The organism is Streptomyces hawaiiensis (genome assembly GCF_004803895.1).
Lineage (GTDB): Bacteria > Actinomycetota > Actinomycetes > Streptomycetales > Streptomycetaceae > Streptomyces > Streptomyces hawaiiensis.
In genome coordinates, this window is record NZ_CP021978.1 from 4,494,938 (window position 1) to 4,516,236 (window position 21,299).

Genomic DNA, 21,299 nt, shown 5'->3' on the forward strand with positions numbered 1-21,299 from the left:
GCCCTCGAACAGAGGAGGTGAAGGATCAGAACGCGGCCTCGTCCAGCTCCATCAGGTCCAGCTCGACGCCCTCGGCGACCTTGCGGGCCAGGGTGACGCCCGGCAGGACGTTGGCGGCGAAGAACTTCGCGGCGGCGATCTTGCCGGTGTAGAAGGCCACATCCTTGGAAGACACAGCCTTGGCGGAGGCGGTCTCCAGCTTCTCGGCGGCGATGGCGGCGCCCTTGAGCAGCAGGTAGCCGACGACCACGTCACCGGAGGCCATCAGCAGGCGGGTGGTGTTGAGCCCGACCTTGTAGATGTTCTTGACGTCCTGCTCGGTGGCGGCGAGGTCGGTGAGCATCAGGCCGACGATGGCCTCCAGCTCGACCGCGGCCTTGGCGAGGTGCTCGCGGGCACCGGCCAGCTCCTCGCCACCCGTGCCGAGCGCCAGGAACTTCTTGATGTCCTCGGCGAGGGAGTTCAGCGCGGCGCCCTGGTTGCGGACGATCTTCCGGAAGAAGAAGTCCTGGCCCTGGATCGCCGTGGTGCCCTCGTAGAGGGTGTCGATCTTGGAGTCCCGGATGTACTGCTCGATCGGGTACTCCTGCAGGAAGCCGGAGCCGCCGAAGGTCTGCAGCGACTGGGCGAGCTGCTCGTAGCCCTTCTCGGAGCCGTAGCCCTTGACGATGGGCAGGAGCAGGTCGTTCAGCGCGTGCTCGGTGGCGGGGTCCTCGCCGGCGGCCTCCTTGATCTGGATCGCGTCCTGGATCGAGGCGGTGTACATCACCAGGGCGCGCATGCCCTCCGCGTACGCCTTCTGCGTCATCAGCGAGCGGCGCACGTCGGGGTGGTGGGTGACGGTGACCTTGGGCGCGGTCTTGTCCATGAAGTTCGCGAGGTCCGGTCCCTGGACGCGCTCCTTGGCGTACTCCAGCGCGTTCAGGTAGCCCGTGGAGAGCGTGGAGATCGCCTTCGTGCCGACCATCATGCGGGCGAACTCGATGATGCGGAACATCTGGCGGATGCCGTCGTGCTTGTCGCCGATCAGCCAGCCCTTGGCGGGGTGCTGGTCGCCGAAGGTCATCTCGCAGGTGTTGGAGGCCTTCAGGCCCATCTTGTGCTCGACGTTCGTGGCGTAGACGCCGTTGCGCTCGCCCAGCTCGCCGGTCTCGAAGTCGAAGAGGTACTTCGGGACGAGGAAGAGGGACAGGCCCTTGGTACCGGGGCCGGCGCCCTCGGGGCGGGCCAGCACGTAGTGGAGGATGTTCTCCGACATGTCGTGCTCACCGGACGTGATGAAGCGCTTCACGCCCTCGATGTGCCAGGAGCCGTCCTCCTGCTGCACGGCCTTGGTGCGGCCGGCGCCCACGTCGGAGCCCGCGTCGGGCTCGGTGAGCACCATCGTGGAGCCCCACTGCTTCTCCACGGCGACCTTGGCTATGTGCTTCTGGACCTCGTTGCCCTCCTCGAAGAGGATGCCGGCGAACGCCGGGCCCGAGGAGTACATCCATACGGCCGGGTTGGCGCCCAGGATGAGCTCGGCGTAGGCCCAGATCAGGGAGCGGGGCGAGGTGGTGCCGCCGATCTCCTCGGGCACGCCGAGGCGCCAGTACTCGGAGTCCATGAAGGCCTGGTAGCTCTTCTTGAAGGACGCCGGGACGGGCGCGGTGTTGGTCTCCGGGTCGAAGACCGGCGGGTTGCGGTCGGCGTCGATGAAGGACTCCGCCAGCTCGTTCTCCGAGAGGCGGGTCAGCTCCTCCAGGATGCTCTTCGCGGTCTCGACGTCCATCTCCTCGAACAGGCCGGTGCCGTACACCTTGTCCCGCCCGAGTACCTCGAAGAGGTTGAACTCGATGTCGCGGAGATTCGACTTGTAGTGCCCCATGGCGACGGCTCCCGGCTCCGTAGAGAGATCGGCGAGGCACTGGATCCTCGCGCTAGTTCACGTACCAACAAGTAGCTACGATGATGCTACCCGCCAGTAATAAGATGCAACCCCATCCGGTCATCTGTGACAGGTCACACCGGAACGGTCAAGGCCGCGGTGTAGCCGTCCGCCGTGCTGCCCGTCATCGCCGCCAGCTGCCGGTCGTGACCGTCGCTGAAGATGCCGTCGTCCTCCAGGGAGAGGCTGCTCAGGTTCCGCACGCTGTCGCCGTAGCCGTCCGTGGCGTACACCGTGTCGCAGACGTCCTCCGGGAAGGCGAGCTGCGAGGTGTTCGTGATCGACGTGGCCGCGGTGGCGTCGGCGAGGCTGCCGTAGACCTCGAAGTGGACGTGCGGCCAGCGGCCCGGGTAGCAGCCGGGGAAGATGCTCGTGAACGTGACCCGGCCCTTCTCGTCCGTCTCCTGGACGCCCCGCAGGTAGTTCTCCTCGGTGACGCCCTCGGAGTACAGGGAGTAGGCGCCGTCCCGGTCGCAGTGCCACACGTAGACGGCGGCGCCCTGCTTCGGCGTCCCGCAGCCGGAGGCCGCGTCCACCACCGTCAGCGTGATCGTCAGGGGCACCCCCTCGGCGGTGCCGCCCGCAGAGTCGCCGAAGCTCTGGGTGATGTCGCTGCGGACGACCCCGCTCTCCTTCAGCACGTTCACGCCGTTGGAGCCGTCGCCGGGAAACGGGCCGGCCGTCTCCTCGGGGATCTCCGCGCAACCCGCGGACGAGGCGGACGAGGAGGGGGGAGCCGAGGTCGTCTCCTGCGACGTACAGCCCACCAGCGGGAGCAGGCTCGCGCCCGCCATCAGCCGGATCATCCGGCGGCGGGCGAGGACGGGGAGGTCGTGGGAGAGGCCTCCGCCGTGCTCGGGCGGGCTCTCGTCATGGCGTCCGGTCATGACACGACGCTACGAGCGGCGGCCGCGGCGATCCACAGAGCGGGCGCTGTCAACTCGCTGTCGGTTTGCCGGGAGGGCCGTACCGGCCCGCCGGCCCCTCCGCTCTCGGTACGCTTGCGCTCATGTACGGCTACGACCAGACAGCGGGCCCGCAAGGGCAGTACGCCCCTCCGCAGCAGCCGATGTCCGGCGGGTACGGGCAGCAGTCGCCGCTGTACCCCGAGCCGTCCCCGCCCTCCCTCACGGACGCGGTGCGCGCCTTCACCACCGGACAGATGGCCGCCGAGGACTTCCAGCAGGTCTTCGCGACGTCGAAGGTCTACTGCCCGCGCGGCGACAACCCCGGTTTCCTCGCCCTGCACAACACCCAGCAGCCGGTGATCCCGATGTTCAGCACGCTCAAGGAACTGCGTCGGTACGCGGGCAAGGAGTCCAAGTACTTCGTGATCACCGGTGCCGAGGTGCTGGATCTGCTGCCGACCGGCTACGGCTTCGTCCTCGACATGGAGGGCGAGCACCGCATGGTGTTCGACGCGAAGGCCGTGGAGCAGATGGTCGAGTTCGCCATGCGCCGGATGTATGGCTAGACGCCATTGCTGCGCAGACGGCGGCTGACCCTTACTCGGGCAGGCGCAGCGCCAGGCCGTCCAGGACGACCTCCAGGCCGTAGGCGAACTTGTCGTCACGGATCCGGGCCGGGTCGACGGCCTGGTCGGCGGCCCCGGCATCGGCGGCCGCCAGGTGGTCGTAGCCGGCGGAGACCTGCCGGGCCGTGGGCAGCAGCCGGGCCACGAACTGCGACTCGCTCTCGCCGGAACGGGCGACGGTGGTGAGCCAGGCGGCCTCCGTGGTGGACATGCCGATGACGTACGAGAAGACGGCGTCGATCGCGCGGCTCGGCTCGGGGAATCCCGCGGCCGTGAAGAGGGCCGCCAGTCGCTCCGAGAAACTCATGTAGTTCGGCCCCAGATAGGCGAGCCCCGCCTGCCCCAGCACCAGGGTCAGCCAGGGGTGCCGTAGCGCCGTCGTACGGAAGGACCCGGCCGCCTCGGTGACGGCCGCGCGCCAGTCGGGACTGTCCGCCGGCGGGACGTGGATCTCGGCGGCGACCTCGTCCACCGCGAGCTCCATCAGCTCGTCCTTCGTGGCGACATGCCGGTACAGCGACGTCGCGCCGGCGTTCAGGCGGGCGCCGAGCTTGCGCATGCTGAGTGCCTCGATGCCCTCGGCGTCCAGCATCGCGATCGCCTCGCGCACGATCGCGTCCCGGCTCAGCGCGGGCTGGTCGGTCCGGCGCTGCTCACGGGTCCAGACGGACGGGATCGGGCTCTTGTCCGTCGTCCTGCTCCTGCTCATGGGCGCTCCTCCGGGTGGACCCTCTGCGGGCGAACAGCGTGCGCAATCAGCGTACAGAACCCAAGCATTGCGCACGCCGTTCCGCTGTGCGTACAGTGTGCGCATCGAAGGAACGGTGTTCGCAGCGAGCGAGCCGAGTGAGTCGGAGGGGAACCGTGATGGAAGCCCGCAATCCACGCCGCTGGTGGATCCTGATCGTGCTGTGCCTCAGCACGCTGGTCCTGGTCGTCGACAACATGGCGCTGACGGTCGCGGTGCCCGCGCTGACCGAGGACCTCGGGGCGAGCGCCCAGGACATGCAGTGGATCCTCGACTCCTACGTCCTGGTCTTCGCCGGGCTGCTGCTCACCTCGGGAAGCCTGGGGGACCGCTTCGGGCGCCGGAAGGTGATGCTGATCGGGCTGCTGCTGTTCGGGGCGGCGTCACTGGGGGCGGTGTTCTGCTCCACTCCCGGTGAGCTGATCGCGGTGCGGATCGCGATGGGCGTCGGCGGGGCGCTGATCATGCCCTCGACGCTGTCGATCCTGATCACCGTCTTCGACGAGGACGAGCGGCCCAAGGCGATGGCCGCGTGGGGTTCGGTGTCGATGCTGGGGCTGGTCGGCAGCCCGGTGCTCGGCGGGGTGCTGATCGACCACTTCGCCTGGCAGGCGATCTTCCTGATCAACGTGCCGATCGTCGCTCTCGCGCTGCTGGCCGGGGTGCTGCTGATGCCGGAGTCGAAGGCGCCCTGGCAGAAGCCGGACCCGCTGGGCGCGGTGCTGTCGGCGGTGGGCATGACCTTCCTGGTGTGGTGGATCATCGAGATCCCGCAGCACGGCGCGTTCGGCGGCCGCTCCCTGCTCGTCCTGGCCGTCGCGGTGGTCGCCCTGGCCGGCTTCGTGACCTGGCAGAACATCACGCCCACGCCGATGGTCCCGCTGGTCCTGTTCAAGCATCGCGACTTCAGCGGCGGCTCGCTCTCCCTGGCGCTCGTCCAGATCGGCAACGCCGGTCTGCTGCTGGTGCTGACGCAGTACCTCCAGTTCGTGCTCGGCTGGTCCGCGGTCAAGGCGGGCCTGGCCTTCCTTCCGCTGGCCGTGGCCGCGCTGGCCGGCAACGCGGCCGGGGCGCAGCTCGCCGTGAAGGCGGGCAACCGGTTCGTCATCCTCGGCGGGATGCTGCTGATGGCCGTCTCCTTCGGGCTGCTGACCACGCTCAGCGCCGACAGCGGGTTCACGGTCCCTGCCGTGGCGCTGGGGATCCTGGGTCTGGGTGCCGGTCTGGCCATGCCGGCCGCTGTGGCCGCGCTGATGAGCACCATCCCGGAGGACAAGGCGGGCGTCGGCTCGGCCCTCAACGACACCGTCCAGCAGTCCGGTACCGCCCTCGGCATCGCGATCCTCGGCTCCCTGCTCTCCGGCGGCTACACGGACGAGATGCCGGCCGGTGCCCCGGAGCAGGCCCGGGAGTCCATCGGCGGGGCGCTGGCCGTCGCCGGCGGCGACGCGGAGCTGGTGCGGGCGGCCCGGGAGGCCTTCACCGCCTCGATGTCCACGACCTTCACGATCAGCGCGATCGGCGTGCTGGCCGCGGCGGTCGTGGCCACGCTGGTGATGCGGGACCGCAAGCCCACACCGGCCGGGGCCGCGAGCGAGGAGCGCGAGCTGGTCGCCTGACAGGGACGTACGAGGGCCGTCACCCCGCTGCGGGGTGACGGCCTTTCGCCATGCCGCTCTCCCGTGGTTCGCTGCGCCGTCCCCCGGGCGGGAATGCCCTCCCGGTTTTCTCTGTTTGGGGTGGCAGAAAGTTCAACGCTCAACTAAACTGGGTGTACACGAGGAGGAACCGACATGCCTGCAGTGACCGTCGAGAACCCGTTGACGCTGCCCCGCGTGACCGCGCCGGCCGACGCCGTGGCACGTCCCGTGCTCACCGTCACGACCGCTCCTAGCGGTTTCGAGGGCGAGGGCTTCCCGGTGCGCCGGGCGTTCGCGGGGATCAACTACCGCCATCTCGACCCGTTCATCATGATGGACCAGATGGGCGAGGTGGAGTACGCGCCGGGCGAGCCCAAGGGCACGCCGTGGCACCCGCACCGCGGCTTCGAGACCGTCACGTACATCATCGACGGCATCTTCGACCACCAGGACTCCAACGGCGGTGGCGGCACCATCACCAACGGGGACACCCAGTGGATGACCGCGGGCTCGGGTCTGCTGCACATCGAGGCCCCACCGGAGCATCTCGTCGTGTCCGGCGGGCTCTTCCACGGCCTGCAGCTGTGGGTGAACCTCCCGGCCAAGGACAAGATGATGGCCCCGCGCTACCAGGACATCCGCGGCGGCTCGGTCCAGCTGCTCAGCACCCCCGACGGCGGCGCCCTGCTGCGGGTCATCGCCGGTGAGCTGGACGGGCACGCGGGCCCCGGCATCACCCACACTCCGATCACGATGGTCCACGCGACCCTCGCGCCGGGGGCGGAGCTCACGCTGCCGTGGCGCGAGGACTTCAACGGGCTGGCGTACGTGCTGGCCGGCCGCGGCAGTGTCGGCCCCGACCGCCGCCCGGTCCACATGGGTCAGACGGCCGTCTTCGGCGCGGGCTCCTCGCTGACCGTCCGCGCGGACGAGAAGCAGGACTCCTCCACGCCGGACCTCGAGGTCGTCCTGCTCGGCGGACAGCCCATCCGCGAACCCATGGCCCACTACGGCCCGTTCGTCATGAACACCAAGGAAGAACTCATGCAGGCCTTCGAGGACTTCCAGAAGGGCCGCCTGGGCACGGTGCCGGCGGTGCACGGCATGACCGCGAGCGGTCCGCAGAACTGACGCGGCACCGGGGCGGCTGACGCCCCGTCACCCTGGCGGGCCTCCCTGACGGGACGGCCCGCCTGGTGCGTGATCGGGTGGAGGGGTGCAGGACACCCAGCAGGCCCCTCTCCTCCCCGGCCCCGCCCGGCGCCTCGCCGCCTGGTGCGCGCTGCTCCTGCTCGTCGCCGGGGTCGTCTACGTCGGGATCCGGCTGGTCGTGGAGTTCCGGACCGCCGTCGTGCCCGTGCTGCTCGCTCTGCTCGGGACGGCCCTGCTCGGGCCGCTGCACCGGCGGCTCGTGAAGGCCGGGGTGCAGCGGTCGGTCGCGGCCGGGCTCACCTGTGTCGCGGTGGTCGCCGTGGTCGGCGGGGCCGTGTACATCGTGGTCGCCGCGCTCATCGACACCGGTGACGAGATCGTCGCCTCGCTCAAGCAGGCCGCCCGGGGCGTCTCCGCGCACTTCGGGGCGGCCGGGACCTCGCTCGACGACCTCGCCTCCAACGCCCGGGAACTGCTGGGCAAGTTCGGCGGTACGGCCGCCTCCGGCGTGATCAGCGGCGTCAGCGTGGTCGGCGAGTCCATCGCCATGGCCGTCCTCGCGCTGCTGCTCGTCTTCTTCTTCCTGCGCGACTCCGACAAGGCCGCCGGGACGCTGCGATCCCTGTCGCCCCGCGGATCGGCCGACACCCTGGAGGCCATGGCGCGGCGGGCGCTGAGGGCCGTCGAGGGCTTCATGCGCGGCACCACCCTCATCGCCCTGATCGACGCGCTCTGCATCACCGTGGGGCTGCTCGTCCTCGACGTGCCCGGCGCGGCCGGACTGGGTGCGCTGGTCTTCGTCGGCGCCTACATCCCCTACCTCGGCGCCTTCCTCTCGGGCGCCGTGGCCGTGCTGGTCGCGCTGGCCGACCGGGGATTCGTCATCGCGCTGTGGGCGCTCGGCGTGGTCCTCGCGGTGCAGGTGCTGGAAGGACACGTGCTCCAGCCGATGATCCAGAGCCGGACCGTGCAGATGCATCCGGCGGTGGTGATGGTGACGATCACGGCCGGGGCGTCCGTCGCCGGAGTGCTCGGCATGCTCCTCGCCGTGCCGCTCACCGCCGCGGCCTTCGGCATCGTCCAGGAACTGCGCACCCGCTACGGCGATCAGGGGGCGTCGCAGGCCGGAGGGCCGTGATCCGCTGCGGTGTCCCCTGCACCTCGCCTACCGGGAAGTCGTGACCCGCTACGGCGACCAGGAGCCGTCTCCCGAGCCGTTCACGGACTCGTAGAGCTCGAACCAGATGCTCTTGCCCTCGCCGCGCGGGTCCACCCCCCAGGCGTGCGCGAGCAGTTCGATCAGCACCAGGCCGCGGCCGGAGGACGCCAGCTCCCCGGGTCTGCGCTTGTGCGGCAGGTCGTCGCCGCCGTCCGTGACCTCGATCCGCAGCCGCCGCCCGCCCACCTCGCCCGTGATCTCGGCGACCAGCAGCGCGTCGGAGTCGGTGTGCACGAGGACGTTCGTCAGCAGCTCGGACAGCAGCAGCACCGCCGAGTCGACCTGGTCGGGCGAGGCCCAGTCGTGCAGCAGCTCGCGCAGCTGCTGCCGGGAGATCGCGACCCGCTCGGGTTCGGCCTGCGCGACGGTCAGCACCGAGCGCCGTACCGCAGGCCGTACGGTCATCGCGTCACCGCAGCCGCAGCCGCCGCCGTCCCGGCTCAGCAGCAGCATCGCGATGTCGTCCTCGCGGCGGTCCGCCAGCGGGCCGGTGGTGTGGTGCGAGGACGGCCCGTGCACGGCCTGCACCAGGGTGTCGGCGAGTTCCTCCAGATCGCCCTTGTGGTCCTCCAGGATCACGCGCAGTCGCTGCCAGCCGGTGTCCAGGTCGTGGCCGCCGGTCTCGAGCAGGCCGTCCGTGCAGATCAGCATGGTCTCGCCGGGTTCCAGGGCGAGCCGGGTCGTGGGGTAGTCGGCGTCCGGGTCGATGCCCAGCGGCAGACCACCCGACGTCGGCCGGGTCAGCACCGTGCCGTCGGCCATCCGGATCGCCGGGTCCGGATGCCCGGCACGGGCGATGTCCAGCACCCCGGTCGCCGGGTCGACCTCGACGTAGACGCAGGTCGCGAAGCGCGCATCGGCCGGGTCCTCGTCGCCGATGCCGTGCAGGAAGCGGGAGGCACGCGACAGCACCGCGTCCGGGCGGTGGCCCTCCGAGGCGTAGGCGCGCAGGGCGATCCGCAGCTGGCCCATGAGCCCCGCCGCCCGTACGTCATGGCCCTGGACGTCACCGATGACCAGCGCGAACCGCCCGCTGGGCAGCGGGATCACGTCGTACCAGTCGCCGCCGACCTGGAGTCCGCCGCCGGTGGGGACGTAACGGGCGGCGACGCTCATGCCCGGGATGCGCTGCGGCCCGAGCCTCGGCAGCATCGTGCGCTGGAGCCCGTCGGTCAGGGCCCGCTCGCTCTCGGCCACGCCCGCCCGGGTCAGGGCCTGCGCCAGCATCCGTGCCACCGTCGCCAGCACGGACCGCTCGTCCGGGGTGAACGCCACCGGGTAGGTGAACGCCGCCATCCACGCGCCCATCGTGCGCCCGGCCACCGTCAGCGGCAGGAACGCCCAGGAGCGGCGGCCGAAGCGCTCGGCGAGCGGCCAGGTCAGCGGATAGCGGGCCTTGTACTGCTCGGCGGAGGACAGGTACACGGCCCGGCCGGTCCGCACCACCTCGGCGGCCGGGTAGTCCGTGTCCAGCGGCATGTCCGAGAAAGGGTTCTCGGTGCCCCGCTGCTGCCCGTGGTGGCCGATGATCGTCAGGCGATCGCCCGAGACGCCGAACACCGCCAGCCCGTCCGGGGAGAACCCGGGCATCGACAGATTCGCCGTGACCCGCAGGACCTCCTGGGTGGAGCGCGCCTCGGCCAGCGCCCGGCCCGCGTCCAGCAGGAACGCCTCCCGCGAGCGCCGCCAGTCCCCGGTGACCGCGCTGCGCCCGGCCGGGGTGCCCGGCGTCGGCTCGGTGACCTCCTGGAGGGTGCCGATCAGCCGGTACGCCTTTCGGACCCGGTCGAAGGACGGTTTGGAGCGGCTGCGGACGATCCGGACGACCCGGCCCTGCTCGTCCATGATCCGGATCCGGACCTCGGCGAGGGTGCCCTCGGCCACGGCCAGCTGGATCACGCCGGTGATCTCGTTCCAGTCGACCGGGTGCAGCCGGGCCCGGGCCTGGGCCTCCGTGAGACTGACCGGTTCGGCGGGCAGCCCGAGCAACCGGGCTGCCTCGGCGTCGACCGTGACCAGCCCGGTGGCGGTGTCCCAGTGCCACAGGCCGGTCGCGAGGGCGGCGAGAGCCTCCCCCACGGCGGGCAGAGGCTCGCCAGTGCGCATTGCCCTACCTTAAGAAGAGGCGGTCGAACACTGCCACCGATAGCGGACTTGTGTCCGAACGACGGCGCGTGCGTGCCCGATCGACGGCGCGTGCGTGCTCGATCAACAACTACCGCGTGCTCGATTGATAACTGTGGAGAGCCGATCTACGCCTGCCCGGTACGCTGGGGACCAGTTTCACGTGAAACACAGACCCCGATCAGCGAAGACTGGATGAACGACGATGCATCGGTACAGGTCCCACACCTGCGGCGAGCTCCGCTCCTCTGACGTCGGCAGCGACGTCCGGCTGAGTGGCTGGCTGCACAATCGGCGCGACCTGGGCGGCATCCTCTTCATCGATCTGCGCGATCACTACGGCATCACGCAGCTCGTGGCCCGTCCCGGCACCCCCTCCTACGAGGCCCTCGACAAGCTCTCCAAGGAGTCGACCGTCCGTGTGGACGGCAAGGTCGTCTCCCGGGGCGCCGAGAACATCAACCCCGAGTTGCCGACCGGCGAGGTCGAGGTCGAGGTCGGCGAGGTCGAACTGCTCGGCGCGGCCGCCCCGCTGCCGTTCACGATCAACGCCGAGGACGGGGTCAACGAGGAGCGGCGCCTGGAGTACCGCTTCCTGGACCTGCGCCGCGAGCGCATGCACCGCAACATCCTGCTGCGCACGTCGGTCATCTCGGCGATCCGCCACAAGATGACGGCGCTGGGCTTCAACGAGATGGCGACGCCGATCCTGTCCGCGACCTCCCCCGAGGGCGCCCGTGACTTCGTCGTCCCCTCCCGCCTGAACCCGGGCAAGTTCTACGCCCTTCCCCAGGCGCCCCAGCAGTTCAAGCAGCTGCTGATGATCTCCGGCTTCGACCGCTACTTCCAGATCGCGCCCTGCTTCCGCGACGAGGACGCGCGCGCCGACCGCTCGCCGGGCGAGTTCTACCAGCTTGATGTCGAGATGAGCTTCGTCGAGCAGGAGGACGTCTTCCAGCCCGTCGAGAAGCTCATGACCGAGCTGTTCGAGGAGTTCGGCGGTGGCCGCCACGTCACCTCGCCGTTCCCGCGGATCCCGTTCCGCGAGGCGATGCTGAAGTACGGCTCCGACAAGCCCGACCTGCGCGCCCAGCTCGAACTCGTCGACATCACCGACATCTTCGAGGGCTCGGAGTTCAAGGCGTTCGCCGGCAAGCACGTGCGGGCCCTGCCCGTGCCGGACGTCTCCGGCCAGCCCCGCAAGTTCTTCGACCAGCTCGGCGACTACGCCGTCTCGCAGGGCGCCAAGGGCCTGGCCTGGGTCCGCGTCGGTGAGGACGGCTCGCTGTCCGGCCCGATCGCGAAGTTCCTCACCGAGGAGAACGTCGCCGAGCTGACCAAGCGCCTGTCGCTCGCGGCCGGCCACGCGGTCTTCTTCGGCGCGGGCGAGTTCGACGAGGTCTCCAAGATCATGGGCGCGGTGCGGGTGGAAGCCGCCAAGCGTGCCGGGCACTTCGAGGAGGGCGTCTTCCGGTTCTGCTGGATCGTCGACTTCCCGATGTACGAGAAGGACGAGGAGACCGGCGCGATCGACTTCTCGCACAACCCGTTCTCCATGCCCCAGGGCGGTCTGGAGGCCCTGGAGACCCAGGACCCGCTGGACATCCTCGGCTGGCAGTACGACATCGTCTGCAACGGTGTCGAGCTGTCCTCCGGCGCGATCCGGAACCACGAGCCGGAGATCATGCTCAAGGCCTTCGAGATCGCCGGGTACGACCGCGAGACCGTCGAGGAGAAGTTCGCCGGCATGCTGCGCGCCTTCCGCTTCGGCGCCCCGCCACACGGCGGCATCGCCCCGGGCGTCGACCGCATCGTGATGCTGCTCGCCGACGAGCCCAACATCCGCGAGACCATCGCCTTCCCGCTCAACGGCAACGCCCAGGACCTGATGATGGGCGCGCCGACGGAGCTGGAGGAGGCGCGGCTGAAGGAGCTGCACCTGTCGGTGCGCAAGCCGCAGCCGAAGTAGGCGCTTCTCCCGTGAGTGGCTCGGAACCGGCGCCGGTTCCGAGCCACTTTCGTACCCAGGGCTCTCACTCAGCTCTTACCCAGGCTCCTGACAGGCGCGCTGCCTAGCTTCCCTTCTCATGACGGGACACGAGACGGCCCAAGGGCCGAAACACAAACGGGATCTGACACGCCGTAAGGTCGTCGCCGCGGGCGCCGGTGCGGTGGTGGCGGCGGGCGTCGGCGGTTCGTTCGCGGCCGGCGCGTTCGCCGGCGAAGGGGCGACGGCCGCCGAGGAGAAGACGGCCGGGACCTCCGGCGAGGCCTGCTACAAGCTGACCTCCGAGACGACCGAGGGCCCCTACTACATCGACGCGGACAAGCTCCGCCGGGACATCACCGAGGACCAGGAGGGCATTGCGCTCACCCTGCGCCTGAAGGTGATCGACTCCGACACCTGCAAGCCCCTGGCGAATGCCGCCGTCGACATCTGGCACTGCAACGCGCTGGGCGTGTACTCCGGGTACGAGGCGATGGGCAGCGGGGGCGGAGGAGGCGGCGGTGGTACGCCACCCTCCGGCACGCCGACCGGAACACCGACCGGGTCCCCCACGGGCACGCCTCCGGGAGGCGGCGGGGGCGGGGGGCACGAGGAGCCCACCGACGACGAGCGCTACCTGCGCGGCACGTGGCGGACGGACAAGAAGGGCGAGGTCGTGTTCCGCACGGTCTTCCCCGGCTGGTACCAGGGCCGCTGCGTGCACATCCACACCAAGGTGCATGTGAACGGCACCTGGACCGACGCGGGCTACGAGGGCGGCACGACCTGCCACACCGGGCAGCTCTTCTTCGACGAGGCGTCCGTGCTGGCCACGGCCGAGGTCGAGCCGTACTCCACCAACACCACGACCCGCACCACCCTCGACGAGGACACCATCTACCCGGGCAACGGCACCGAGGGCGGGCTGCTGAAGCTGAAGTACAAGAAGGGCGCCATCGCGAAGGGCGTCGTCGCCACGCTCACCATGGGCGTCGATCCTGAGGTGACACAGGACGGCACGACCGCGGGCTGACGCGGACATGTGAGGCGGACGTGCGCGGGCAGGTCCTGACCGTTCGCCTCACATTCACATACATGGACTATTGCTCAACCCGTTGACCCCGGAACCTGAGCCTCCCTAAGGTCCCTTCGAGAACGCGTACGTGATTGCTGTTCACGTACGTGTACAGCAAGGGAGACAACGATGTCAGACGCCGCGACAGCCATACCCGAGGCCGAGCAGCGGGCGGTGGGCAAGTTCCTGCGCCGCATGCTGCCGATCCTGGTCCTGATGCTGCTGGTCAACCAGATGGACCGGACGAACGTGGGCTTCGTCCAGGACGAACTGCGAGCCGACGTCGGAGTCAGCGCCACGGCCTACGGGCTCGGCGCGGGCCTGTTCTTCATCGGATACGCGCTGTTCGAAGTCCCGAGCAACATGTGGCTGGAGCGGTTCGGCGCCCGGGTTTGGCTGACCCGCATCATGATCACCTGGGGTCTGGTGATCGTCGCGATGTGCTTCATCCACAACGTGTGGATGTTCTACGGCCTGCGCTTCCTCCTCGGTGTCGCGGAGGCCGGCTTCTTCCCCGGGGTGCTGCTCTACTTCACCCAGTGGCTGCCGGACTCCAGCCGGGGCCGGGCGAGCGCGATCTTCCTGGGCGGCTCGGCGACGGCGTACATCGTGACGGGCCCGATCACGGGCGCGCTGCTGGAACTGCACGGCGCGGGCGGTATCGCCGGCTGGCGCTGGATGTTCGCCCTGGAGGGCGCCTTCTCCATCGTGGTCGGGTTCATCGCCGGGTTCTTCCTGGTCTCGCGGATCCAGGACGCGAAGTGGCTCACGCAGGAGGAGAAGGACGCGCTGAGCGAGGCGGTGGCACGGGACAAGGAGACGCGGGACCGCGCGCCGTCGGTGTCGCGCATGAAGCTGATCTTCCACCCTCAGGTGGCCGTGCTGACGGCGGTCTTCTTCGCGATGGCGCTCACCGGCTACGCGATCACGTTCTGGCTGCCGAGTCTGGTGGAGGAGATCGGCGGTCTGTCGCCCTTCCAGATCGGGCTGCTGTCGGCGATCCCGTGGATCTGCGCGGTGGTCGCGATGTACACGATGAGCCACTTCACGGACCGGGCCCCGGACCGCCGCCCCTACCTGGCGATCGCCCTCGTCCTGTCCGCCACGGGCACGTTCCTTGCCACGCTCGGCTCCCCCTGGTTCGGCCTCGCCGCCCTGACCCTGGCGGCGGTCGGAGGCAAGTGCGCGGCCACCCTGTTCTGGCCGATGGCCCAGTCGGGCCTCGACCTGAAGATCGCGGCACCGGGGCTGGCCCTGGTCAACTCCCTCGGGAACCTGGGCGGATTCGTCTCCCCCACCCTCTTCGGCTACCTGAAGGACACGACGGGCAGCACGAACGGAGGCCTGTACACCCTGTCGGCGGCGTCGATCCTGGGGGTGGTGGGAGTGGCGTTCGTGCGGCACACCAAGAGGGGCGAGCGGGCTGGGTCCGGCGGGAAGGTGGCAGTGACGGGGAAACCGGTCGCGGGGCAGGCGCGCTGAGCCGAGCCGACCACGGCCAAGGCATGGGGCCCGCTCCTTAGTTGGGCGGGCCTCATGCCTTCAGGAAATCCAGCTCATTTGGTGATGTTCACTCGCGGGAGTGAGCGTGCGCGCCGTGGGCGGGAGGGGCGGGGCTTGGTTGGGTTTCTTTCCCTCTCGTGTTCCTTGGGGAAGACCGCCGACGGCACCGGAGCGCACGCGCCCGGGTTCCGGTGCGTGTGTCGTTTCCGCTGGTCAGGGGTGTAGTAGTAGGTCGAGTTCTGCCCATACCGTCTTGCGGGGGACGGGGTCGAGTTCGACGCCCCAGCGGTCGGCGAGGGCCTCGACGAGGAGGAGGCCGCGTCCTGACTCGGCGTCGAGGGCGGGTGGGAGGCTGCGGGGGAGGTCGTCACCCCGAGTGTCCGTGGCCTCGATGCGGAGGGTTTTGCGGCGGGCCTGGAGTACGAGGCGGAAGTCGCGGCCGGGGAGCCGCCCGTGAGTGGCGGCGTTCGCGGCGAGTTCCGCGACGAGGTGTTCGGCGGCCTCCGTGACGCGGTGAGGCATCTCCCGGGTGCGCATCCACTCCGTGGCGAGGAGCCGGGCGAGGCGGGCGCCGCGCGGCGTGGACGACAGCAGGACGCTGAACTGCTCGGTCGGCGAGAGAAGTTGGGTGGACTTTTCCTGATTCACATCACTGAGCGTGGCGGTGCCCGCCTACCGTGAACAGTGACAGCGCTGATACGTAGGGTGACTGTCCGGGGCTTGTCGGCCGTTGTCCGGGCTGTCGGCAGTACGAAGGAGGGTGCGGCATGACGGTGGACGGCGAGGTGCGTCGGCTCAGTGGGGAAGCGGACGAGCCGGGCTGGGAGGTGGATCCGGACGACGAGTGGGGAGTGGCCGTCATCACCACGGTGGGGCGACAGTTGAGGCTGCGGCGTGAGGCGGTGGGGATGCGGGCCGCCGAGTTCGCGGTGGCGGTCGGGTACGGGGAGGACCTCGTCTACAAGGTCGAGGGCGGCAAGCGGATTCCTCGGCAGGAGTATTTGGACAAGGCCGACGAGGTGCTGGGAGCGGGCGGGCTCGTTGCGGCGGCTTGGGAGGACGTGAAGAGGGTCCGGTATCCGAAGAAGGTTCGGGAGCTCGCCAAGTTGGAGTCGCAGGCGGTGGAGGTCGGCGTCTACGAGAGCAACGGCATCAACGGCCTCTTGCAGGTTCCCGACCATGCGAGGGCGCTGTTCGAGGCAATGCAACCCCCGTACTCCCCGGACGAGGTGGAGCGCATGGTGGCCGCGCGGGTGGCTCGTGCGTCGATCTACGAACGTACGCCCGCACCTGCGCTCAGCTTCGTCCTGGAAGAGGCGGCTCTGCGCCGTCCCATCGGGGGCACAATGGTGTCGCGTCGACAGCTCGAACGTCTGTTGGAGGTGGGTGGGTTGCACAACGTCGTGTTTCAGGTGATGCCGTTGAACTGCGAGACCCACTCCGGTATGGACGGCAAGATCGAACTACTGAAGTTCGCGGACGGTTCCGCCGTGGGACGCTCCGATGGTGCGTTCAACGGTCGGCCGACCTCCGATCCCAAACACCTGCGCATCCTTGAGCTGCGGTATGGCACCATCCGGGCCCAGGCGCTCTCACCACGGGAGTCGCTGGCCTTCGTCGAGCAACTGCTGGGAGAGACATGATCCGCAAGACCACCGCTGGGGACGCCTCCGGGCTGGTGTGGTTCAAGAGCAGCTACAGCAGCGGCAATGACGGCAACTCCTGCGTCGAGCTTGCTGTCACCCCCGGCACTGTGCATGTTCGCGACTCCAAGAACGTCGAAGGTCCCCGTCTGGCGATCACGCCCGGTGCCTGGGCGGACTTCTTGCCCTACCTCGCCACGAACTGAGTCAGGATCGCCTGGACCTCGTAGATGTCGACACCCTTCGTGAAGGTCTTCTCGATGGGCGTCGGGGTGCCGGAGATCCAGATTTTGAGTTCGGCGTCCAGGTCGAAGGTGCCGGCCGTTTCCACCGCGAAGTGGGTGATGCTGCGGTAGGGGACCGAGTGGTACTCGACCTTCTTGCCGGTGATGCCCTGCTTGTCGATCAGGATCAGGCGGCGGTCGGTGAAGAGGATGGTGTCGCGGATCAGCAGGAACGCGGCGTGGACCTGCTCGCCGTGGCCGAGGAGGCGGGCGTAGTCCTGCTGGGCCGACTGCGGATTCACGGTGTGTGCGTTGCCGAAGAGTGCCATCGGTTGTCCCCCCGTTTGGTTGGCCGGATGCCTCACTCATCCTACGAACAGAGGCTTCCGTAGGCGACGAGCCCGGGGACGAGCCGATCGGGAAACGCGTCCGCCCCCAGGAGGAGATCCCCCTAGGGGCGGGTGCGCGACGGGCGTTACGCGGACTCGCCGCCGAAGCGCTCCTTGTACGACTCCAGGTCTTCGTCCGTGAGCTTGGCGAACAGCACCGGCGGGATGGTGAAGGGGGTGCCGGGAGGGACGGTGGTGAGGGACTTCGCCTCTTCCTGGGTGACCCAGACCGCCGTGTCGTCCTCCAGGGAGAACGCCTCGCGCATCTTCTTCGCCGACGTCGGGATGAACGGCTCGGAGACCACCGCGTAGAGGTGGATCAGGTTCATCGCCGTACGCAGGGTGAGCGCGGCGCCCTCGGGGTTGGTCTTGATCTCCAGCCAGGGGGCCTTCTCCTCCAGGTAGGAGTTGCCCGCCGACCACAGGGCGCGCAGCGCGGCCGCCGCCTTGCGGAACTGGATGGCCTCCATCTGGGACTCGTACTCCGAGAGCAGGCGGGCGATCTCCTCGCCCAGCTTCGTCTCCGCCTCACCGGGCTCGGCGCCTGCCGGGACCTCTTCGCCGAAGCGCTTCCTGGAGAAGGACAGGACTCGGTTGACGAAGTTGCCGAGGGTGTCGGCCAGGTCCTTGTTCACCGTGGCGGTGAAGTGCTCCCAGGTGAAGGACGAGTCGTCCGACTCCGGGGCGTTCGCCATCATGAAGTAACGCCAGTAGTCGGCGGGCAGGATGTCGAGGGCGTCGTGCGTGAAGACGCCTCGGCGCTGGGACGTGGAGAACTTGCCGCCGTAGTAGTTCAGCCAGTTGAAGGCCTTGATGACGTCGACCTTCTTCCACGGGGCGCGGGTGCCCAGCAGGGTCGCCGGGAACATCACGCTGTGGAAGGGAACGTTGTCCTTGCCCATGAACTGCGTGTAGCGGACGTTCGCATCCGACTCCCACCACCAGGAGCGCCAGTCGCGGTTCTCCGGGTCCTGGTCCGCCCACTCCTTCGTCGCGCCGATGTACTCGATCGGGGCGTCGAACCAGACGTAGAAGACCTTGCCCTCGGCGGCGAGGTCCGGCCAGGTGTCGGCGGGAACGGGCACGCCCCAGTCCAGGTCACGGGTGATCGCGCGGTCGTGCAGGCCCTCCGTGAGCCACTTGCGGGCGATGGAGGAGGCCAGCACCGGCCAGTCGTCGGCGCGCTCGTCGACCCACGCCTCGACCTCGCCGGCGAGCACCGACTGGAGCAGGAAGAGGTGCTTGGTCTCGCGAACCTCCAGGTCGCTGCTGCCGCTGATCGCGGAGCGGGCGTCGATCAGGTCGGTCGGGTCCAGGACGCGCGTGCAGTTCTCGCACTGGTCGCCGCGGGCCTTGTCGTAGCCGCAGTGCGGGCAGGTGCCGATGATGTAGCGGTCGGGCAGGAAGCGGCCGTCGGCGTTCGAGTACACCTGGCGGATCGCGCGTTCCTCGATGAAGCCGTTCGCCTTCAGCTCGCGCGCGATCTCCTGCGTGATCTCGTGGTTCTGCGGGGAGGAGCTGCGGCCGAAGTAGTCGAAGGCCAGGCTGAAGCCGTCGTAGATCGCCTTCTGCTGGTGGTGCGCCTCGGTGCAGAACGCGTCCACGGGGACGCCCTGCTCCTTGGCCGCGAGCTCCGCGGGGGTGCCGTGCTCGTCCGTCGCGCAGATGTACAGGACCTCATGGCCCCGCTGGCGCAGGTAGCGGGAGTAGACATCCGCCGGGAGCATGGACCCCACCATGTTGCCCAGGTGCTTGATCCCGTTGATGTACGGAAGGGCGCTGGTGATGAGGTGTCGAGCCATCGCGGGCTGCTCCCAAGTCGCTACGCGGAGTGACGATCTCGTGGTCTCGGTCGTCTACGGAACCTTGAAATCGTAGCTGACACGGGTACGCCGCCCGCCTCCCCTTTTGCGAGGTGGGAAGCGGGCGGCGTCGTGAGCCGTGGATGGCTACGGGCGCCAGTTCGCCAGTACGCCCTCGTAGAGCTCCTTGTCCGTGAGCTCGCGGGGGGTATCGCCGGCGAGGAAGTGGGACGTGTTCGGCGTCTTGAGCTTGCGGAGGTAGTCGAACGCCTTGTTCTCCGGGTCTCCGAAGGCGACGAAGGAGAAGAAGACGGCGGGGTGAGTCTTGGCCGCGTCGGTGAGGGCCTGGGTGGCGGGGGTCTTCGCGTCCGGGGCGCCGTCGGTCTGGAAGATCACCAGGGCGGGAGTGCCGGAGGCTTCGGCCTTGTCGTGCTGGGCGAGGATCGCCTCCACCGCCGCGTGGTAGCTGGTGCGGCCCATGCGGCCGAGGCCCGCGTGCAGGTCGTCGATCTTGTTCTCGTGGTCGGTGAGGGTGATCTCGCCGGTGCCGTCGAGTTCGGTGGAGAAGAAGACGACCGGGACGGTCGCCTCGGGGTCGAGATGGGCCGCGAGGGCGAGGGTCTGCTCGGCGAGGGCCTGGGCGGAGCCGTCCTTGTAGTACGGGCGCATGGAGGCGGAGCGGTCGAGGACGAGGTACACCTTGGCCCGGGTGCCGGTGAGGTTGTGGGACTCGAGGGTGGTGGCGGCTGCCTGGTAGGCGGTGGCCAGGCTGGGGGCGTGGGTCTTTACGCGGGTGAGGGGGAGGGCGGGGCCGGCGTCGGTCTTCGGCTCGGCCTCGGCCTTCGGCTTCGGCTCGGCCTCGGCCTTCGGCTTCGGCTCGGCCTCGGCCTTCGGCTTCGGCTTCGGCTCGGCCTCGGCCTTCGGCTTCGGCTCGGCCTCGGCCTTCGGCTTCGGCTTCGGCTCGGCCTCGGCCTTCGGCTCGGCCTTCGGCTCGGCCTCGGCCTTCGGCTCGGCCTTCGGCTCGGCCTTGGGCTCAGCCTTCGGTGCGGCCTTCCGCTTCGGCTTGGGCTCGGGCTTCGGCTTCGCGTCGGCTGTGGGCTTGGCCTCGGCTTCGCCTTCGGCCGTCTTGTTCCCACCCGCACCACCCGTGCTGCTTTCGTCGTCGGGTGCGGGTGGCCCCTGTGGGGCCGCGTCGCCGTCGGCGGCCGCGGGTTCGGGGGCGGCCGCCTCGGCTGCGGCCTTCGGCTCGGCCGTCTTCTGTGCGGCCTTGGCTTCGGCCTTTGGCTCGGCTGCCTTCGTGGCCTTGGTCTCGGCGGCGGCCTTCGGTTCGGCTGTCTTCTTCGTGGCCTTGGCCTCGGCCTTCGGCTCGGCCGGCTTCTGTGCGGTCTCGGGCTCTGCCTCAGCCTTCGGGTCCGTCGGTGGCGCGGGCTCGGGCCGCTCCTCGTTCGTCGGGCTGACCTCCGGCTTCTCGGTCGTCTCGGCGGCCGCGGTCGACTTCTCCTGCTCGACCGTCTCCTCGCCCGGCGCCGGCGTCTCCGCCGTGACCTCGTCCGTCACCGGCGGCTCCTCGGCGACCGGCGCCTCCGCCGAAGCCGTCTCCGTCGCCTTCTGCGCGGCAGCCGACTCCGTAGTCTCCGGGTCCTCGGCGGCAGTCGTCTTCTCGACGGTCTCCGGGTCCTCGGCGGCAGTCGTCTTCTCGACGGTCGTCGACTCCGCGACGGCGTCCGGCTTCTCCTCGACCGTCGGCTGGTCGGCGACCTTCCGTCCCTCGGCAGCCGGCGCCTTCTCCCCTGTCGGGGGGCCCTCCGGCGAGCCGGCGGGGCGCGGGACCGCGATCTTGTCGAAGGCCGCCGACACGAGGTCGTGTTCGTCGTCGCGAGGTTCGGGGACGTTCGCCGTCGGCCCAGGAGTGGGTTCCGGGGAGGGGGACGGGACCTTGGGGGTCGCCGCGGGTGCTGTCGGAGTGTCCTCGGAGGTCGTCGGTTCCGTCGGCGTGGTCTGCGCCGCACCCTCCGCCTCGGCGGTTTGTGTCTTGCGGGATCGTCCGAACGCGTTCCGCAACCGAGTGAGAATGCCCATGTGCGCGCAACCCTTCGCGTGAGTTGAAGCCCGTCAATCCCTGGCCAGGACGGACACGTAAGGTTAGCGGCCCTCCTGTGTGATCTTTGGCAGGGTCTGTTGTGCCAGGTCCACCCTGTCAAGGGGACATCCGGCCGGTGCAGGTGACGCAGGGCTGAATCGCCGCAACCCCCGTACGGCAGCCGCAGGTTCATTCGTTGTTCACCAGGGCGCCCGGCTACCGCACGTACGTGCCCCTACGGTCACGCTGACA

17 protein-coding genes are annotated in these 21,299 nt (G+C 69.4%); 9 read left to right on the forward strand and 8 right to left on the reverse strand.

What is annotated here, in order from left to right; genetic code table 11:
* Positions 1–25: 25 nt before the first annotated feature.
* Both CEB94_RS20705 and CEB94_RS20710 read right to left on the reverse strand, forming a co-directional pair.
* On the reverse strand, positions 26–1,867 hold the full coding sequence (locus tag CEB94_RS20705) for an acyl-CoA dehydrogenase (RefSeq protein ID WP_175433638.1): 1,842 nt from the start codon (positions 1,865–1,867) through the stop codon (positions 26–28).
* 134 nt (positions 1,868–2,001) lie between these two features.
* On the reverse strand, positions 2,002–2,814 hold the full coding sequence (locus CEB94_RS20710; RefSeq protein WP_175433639.1) for an intradiol ring-cleavage dioxygenase: 813 nt from the start codon (positions 2,812–2,814) through the stop codon (positions 2,002–2,004).
* Positions 2,815–2,936: 122 nt separating this feature from the next.
* On the opposite strand from CEB94_RS20710, the gene CEB94_RS20715 reads away from it, so the two are divergent.
* On the forward strand, positions 2,937–3,401 hold the full coding sequence (locus CEB94_RS20715; protein ID WP_175433640.1) for an SseB family protein: 465 nt from the start codon (positions 2,937–2,939) through the stop codon (positions 3,399–3,401).
* Between the two features lie 31 nt (positions 3,402–3,432).
* Here the strand turns inward: CEB94_RS20715 and CEB94_RS20720 are convergent, their stop codons facing one another.
* On the reverse strand, positions 3,433–4,170 hold the full coding sequence (locus CEB94_RS20720) for a TetR/AcrR family transcriptional regulator C-terminal domain-containing protein (RefSeq protein ID WP_175433641.1): 738 nt from the start codon (positions 4,168–4,170) through the stop codon (positions 3,433–3,435).
* 158 nt (positions 4,171–4,328) lie between these two features.
* On the opposite strand from CEB94_RS20720, the gene CEB94_RS20725 reads away from it, so the two are divergent.
* The 3 genes from CEB94_RS20725 to CEB94_RS20735 all read left to right on the forward strand — a co-directional run bounded on the left by CEB94_RS20725 (position 4,329) and on the right by CEB94_RS20735 (position 8,139).
* Positions 4,329–5,828, forward strand: coding sequence for an MFS transporter (locus CEB94_RS20725; RefSeq protein ID WP_175433642.1), 1,500 nt, complete (start codon positions 4,329–4,331; stop codon positions 5,826–5,828).
* Between the two features lie 174 nt (positions 5,829–6,002).
* The gene (locus CEB94_RS20730; RefSeq protein WP_175433643.1) at positions 6,003–6,980 is read left to right on the forward strand and encodes a pirin family protein; all 978 of its coding nucleotides are present in this window, start codon (positions 6,003–6,005) and stop codon (positions 6,978–6,980) included.
* Between the two features lie 85 nt (positions 6,981–7,065).
* Positions 7,066–8,139, forward strand: coding sequence for an AI-2E family transporter (locus tag CEB94_RS20735; protein ID WP_175433644.1), 1,074 nt, complete (start codon positions 7,066–7,068; stop codon positions 8,137–8,139).
* A gap of 48 nt (positions 8,140–8,187) precedes the next feature.
* Here CEB94_RS20735 and CEB94_RS20740 read toward each other — a convergent pair whose 3' ends face one another.
* On the reverse strand, positions 8,188–10,326 hold the full coding sequence (locus CEB94_RS20740; RefSeq protein WP_175433645.1) for a SpoIIE family protein phosphatase: 2,139 nt from the start codon (positions 10,324–10,326) through the stop codon (positions 8,188–8,190).
* 223 nt (positions 10,327–10,549) lie between these two features.
* Between CEB94_RS20740 and aspS the strand changes: the two genes are divergently transcribed.
* From aspS to CEB94_RS20755, 3 genes are all read left to right on the forward strand, one after another.
* Positions 10,550–12,313 (forward strand): aspartate--tRNA ligase, encoded by a 1,764-nt coding sequence (gene aspS, locus CEB94_RS20745; protein WP_175433646.1) that lies wholly within the window; start codon positions 10,550–10,552, stop codon positions 12,311–12,313.
* 118 nt (positions 12,314–12,431) lie between these two features.
* Positions 12,432–13,364: an intradiol ring-cleavage dioxygenase gene (locus CEB94_RS20750; RefSeq protein WP_175433647.1), complete on the forward strand. Its 933-nt coding sequence runs from the start codon at positions 12,432–12,434 to the stop codon at positions 13,362–13,364.
* A 171-nt stretch (positions 13,365–13,535) separates the two neighbouring features.
* Entirely contained in the window at positions 13,536–14,888 is a 1,353-nt protein-coding gene (locus CEB94_RS20755; protein ID WP_175433648.1) for an MFS transporter, read from the forward strand.
* Between the two features lie 234 nt (positions 14,889–15,122).
* Here the strand turns inward: CEB94_RS20755 and CEB94_RS20760 are convergent, their stop codons facing one another.
* On the reverse strand, positions 15,123–15,557 hold the full coding sequence (locus CEB94_RS20760; protein WP_175433649.1) for an ATP-binding protein: 435 nt from the start codon (positions 15,555–15,557) through the stop codon (positions 15,123–15,125).
* A 119-nt stretch (positions 15,558–15,676) separates the two neighbouring features.
* Between CEB94_RS20760 and CEB94_RS20765 the strand changes: the two genes are divergently transcribed.
* Positions 15,677–16,552 carry a helix-turn-helix domain-containing protein gene (locus tag CEB94_RS20765; RefSeq protein WP_175433650.1) on the forward strand — a complete coding sequence of 292 codons (876 nt, stop codon included), beginning with the start codon at positions 15,677–15,679 and terminating at the stop codon, positions 16,550–16,552.
* Positions 16,549–16,758 carry a DUF397 domain-containing protein gene (locus CEB94_RS20770; RefSeq protein WP_175433651.1) on the forward strand — a complete coding sequence of 70 codons (210 nt, stop codon included), beginning with the start codon at positions 16,549–16,551 and terminating at the stop codon, positions 16,756–16,758. The genes CEB94_RS20765 and CEB94_RS20770 overlap by 4 nt, the downstream gene beginning before the upstream one ends.
* On the opposite strand, the gene CEB94_RS20775 is transcribed toward CEB94_RS20770, so the two are convergent.
* The 3 genes from CEB94_RS20775 to CEB94_RS20785 all read right to left on the reverse strand — a co-directional run bounded on the left by CEB94_RS20775 (position 16,740) and on the right by CEB94_RS20785 (position 21,046).
* On the reverse strand, positions 16,740–17,105 hold the full coding sequence (locus tag CEB94_RS20775) for a PH domain-containing protein (RefSeq protein ID WP_030846758.1): 366 nt from the start codon (positions 17,103–17,105) through the stop codon (positions 16,740–16,742). The genes CEB94_RS20770 and CEB94_RS20775 overlap by 19 nt on opposite strands.
* A 146-nt stretch (positions 17,106–17,251) precedes the next feature.
* Positions 17,252–18,967, reverse strand: coding sequence for a methionine--tRNA ligase (gene metG, locus CEB94_RS20780; protein WP_175433652.1), 1,716 nt, complete (start codon positions 18,965–18,967; stop codon positions 17,252–17,254).
* Between the two features lie 147 nt (positions 18,968–19,114).
* Entirely contained in the window at positions 19,115–21,046 is a 1,932-nt protein-coding gene (locus CEB94_RS20785; protein WP_175433653.1) for a VWA domain-containing protein, read from the reverse strand.
* Between the last annotated feature and the right edge of the window lie 253 nt (positions 21,047–21,299).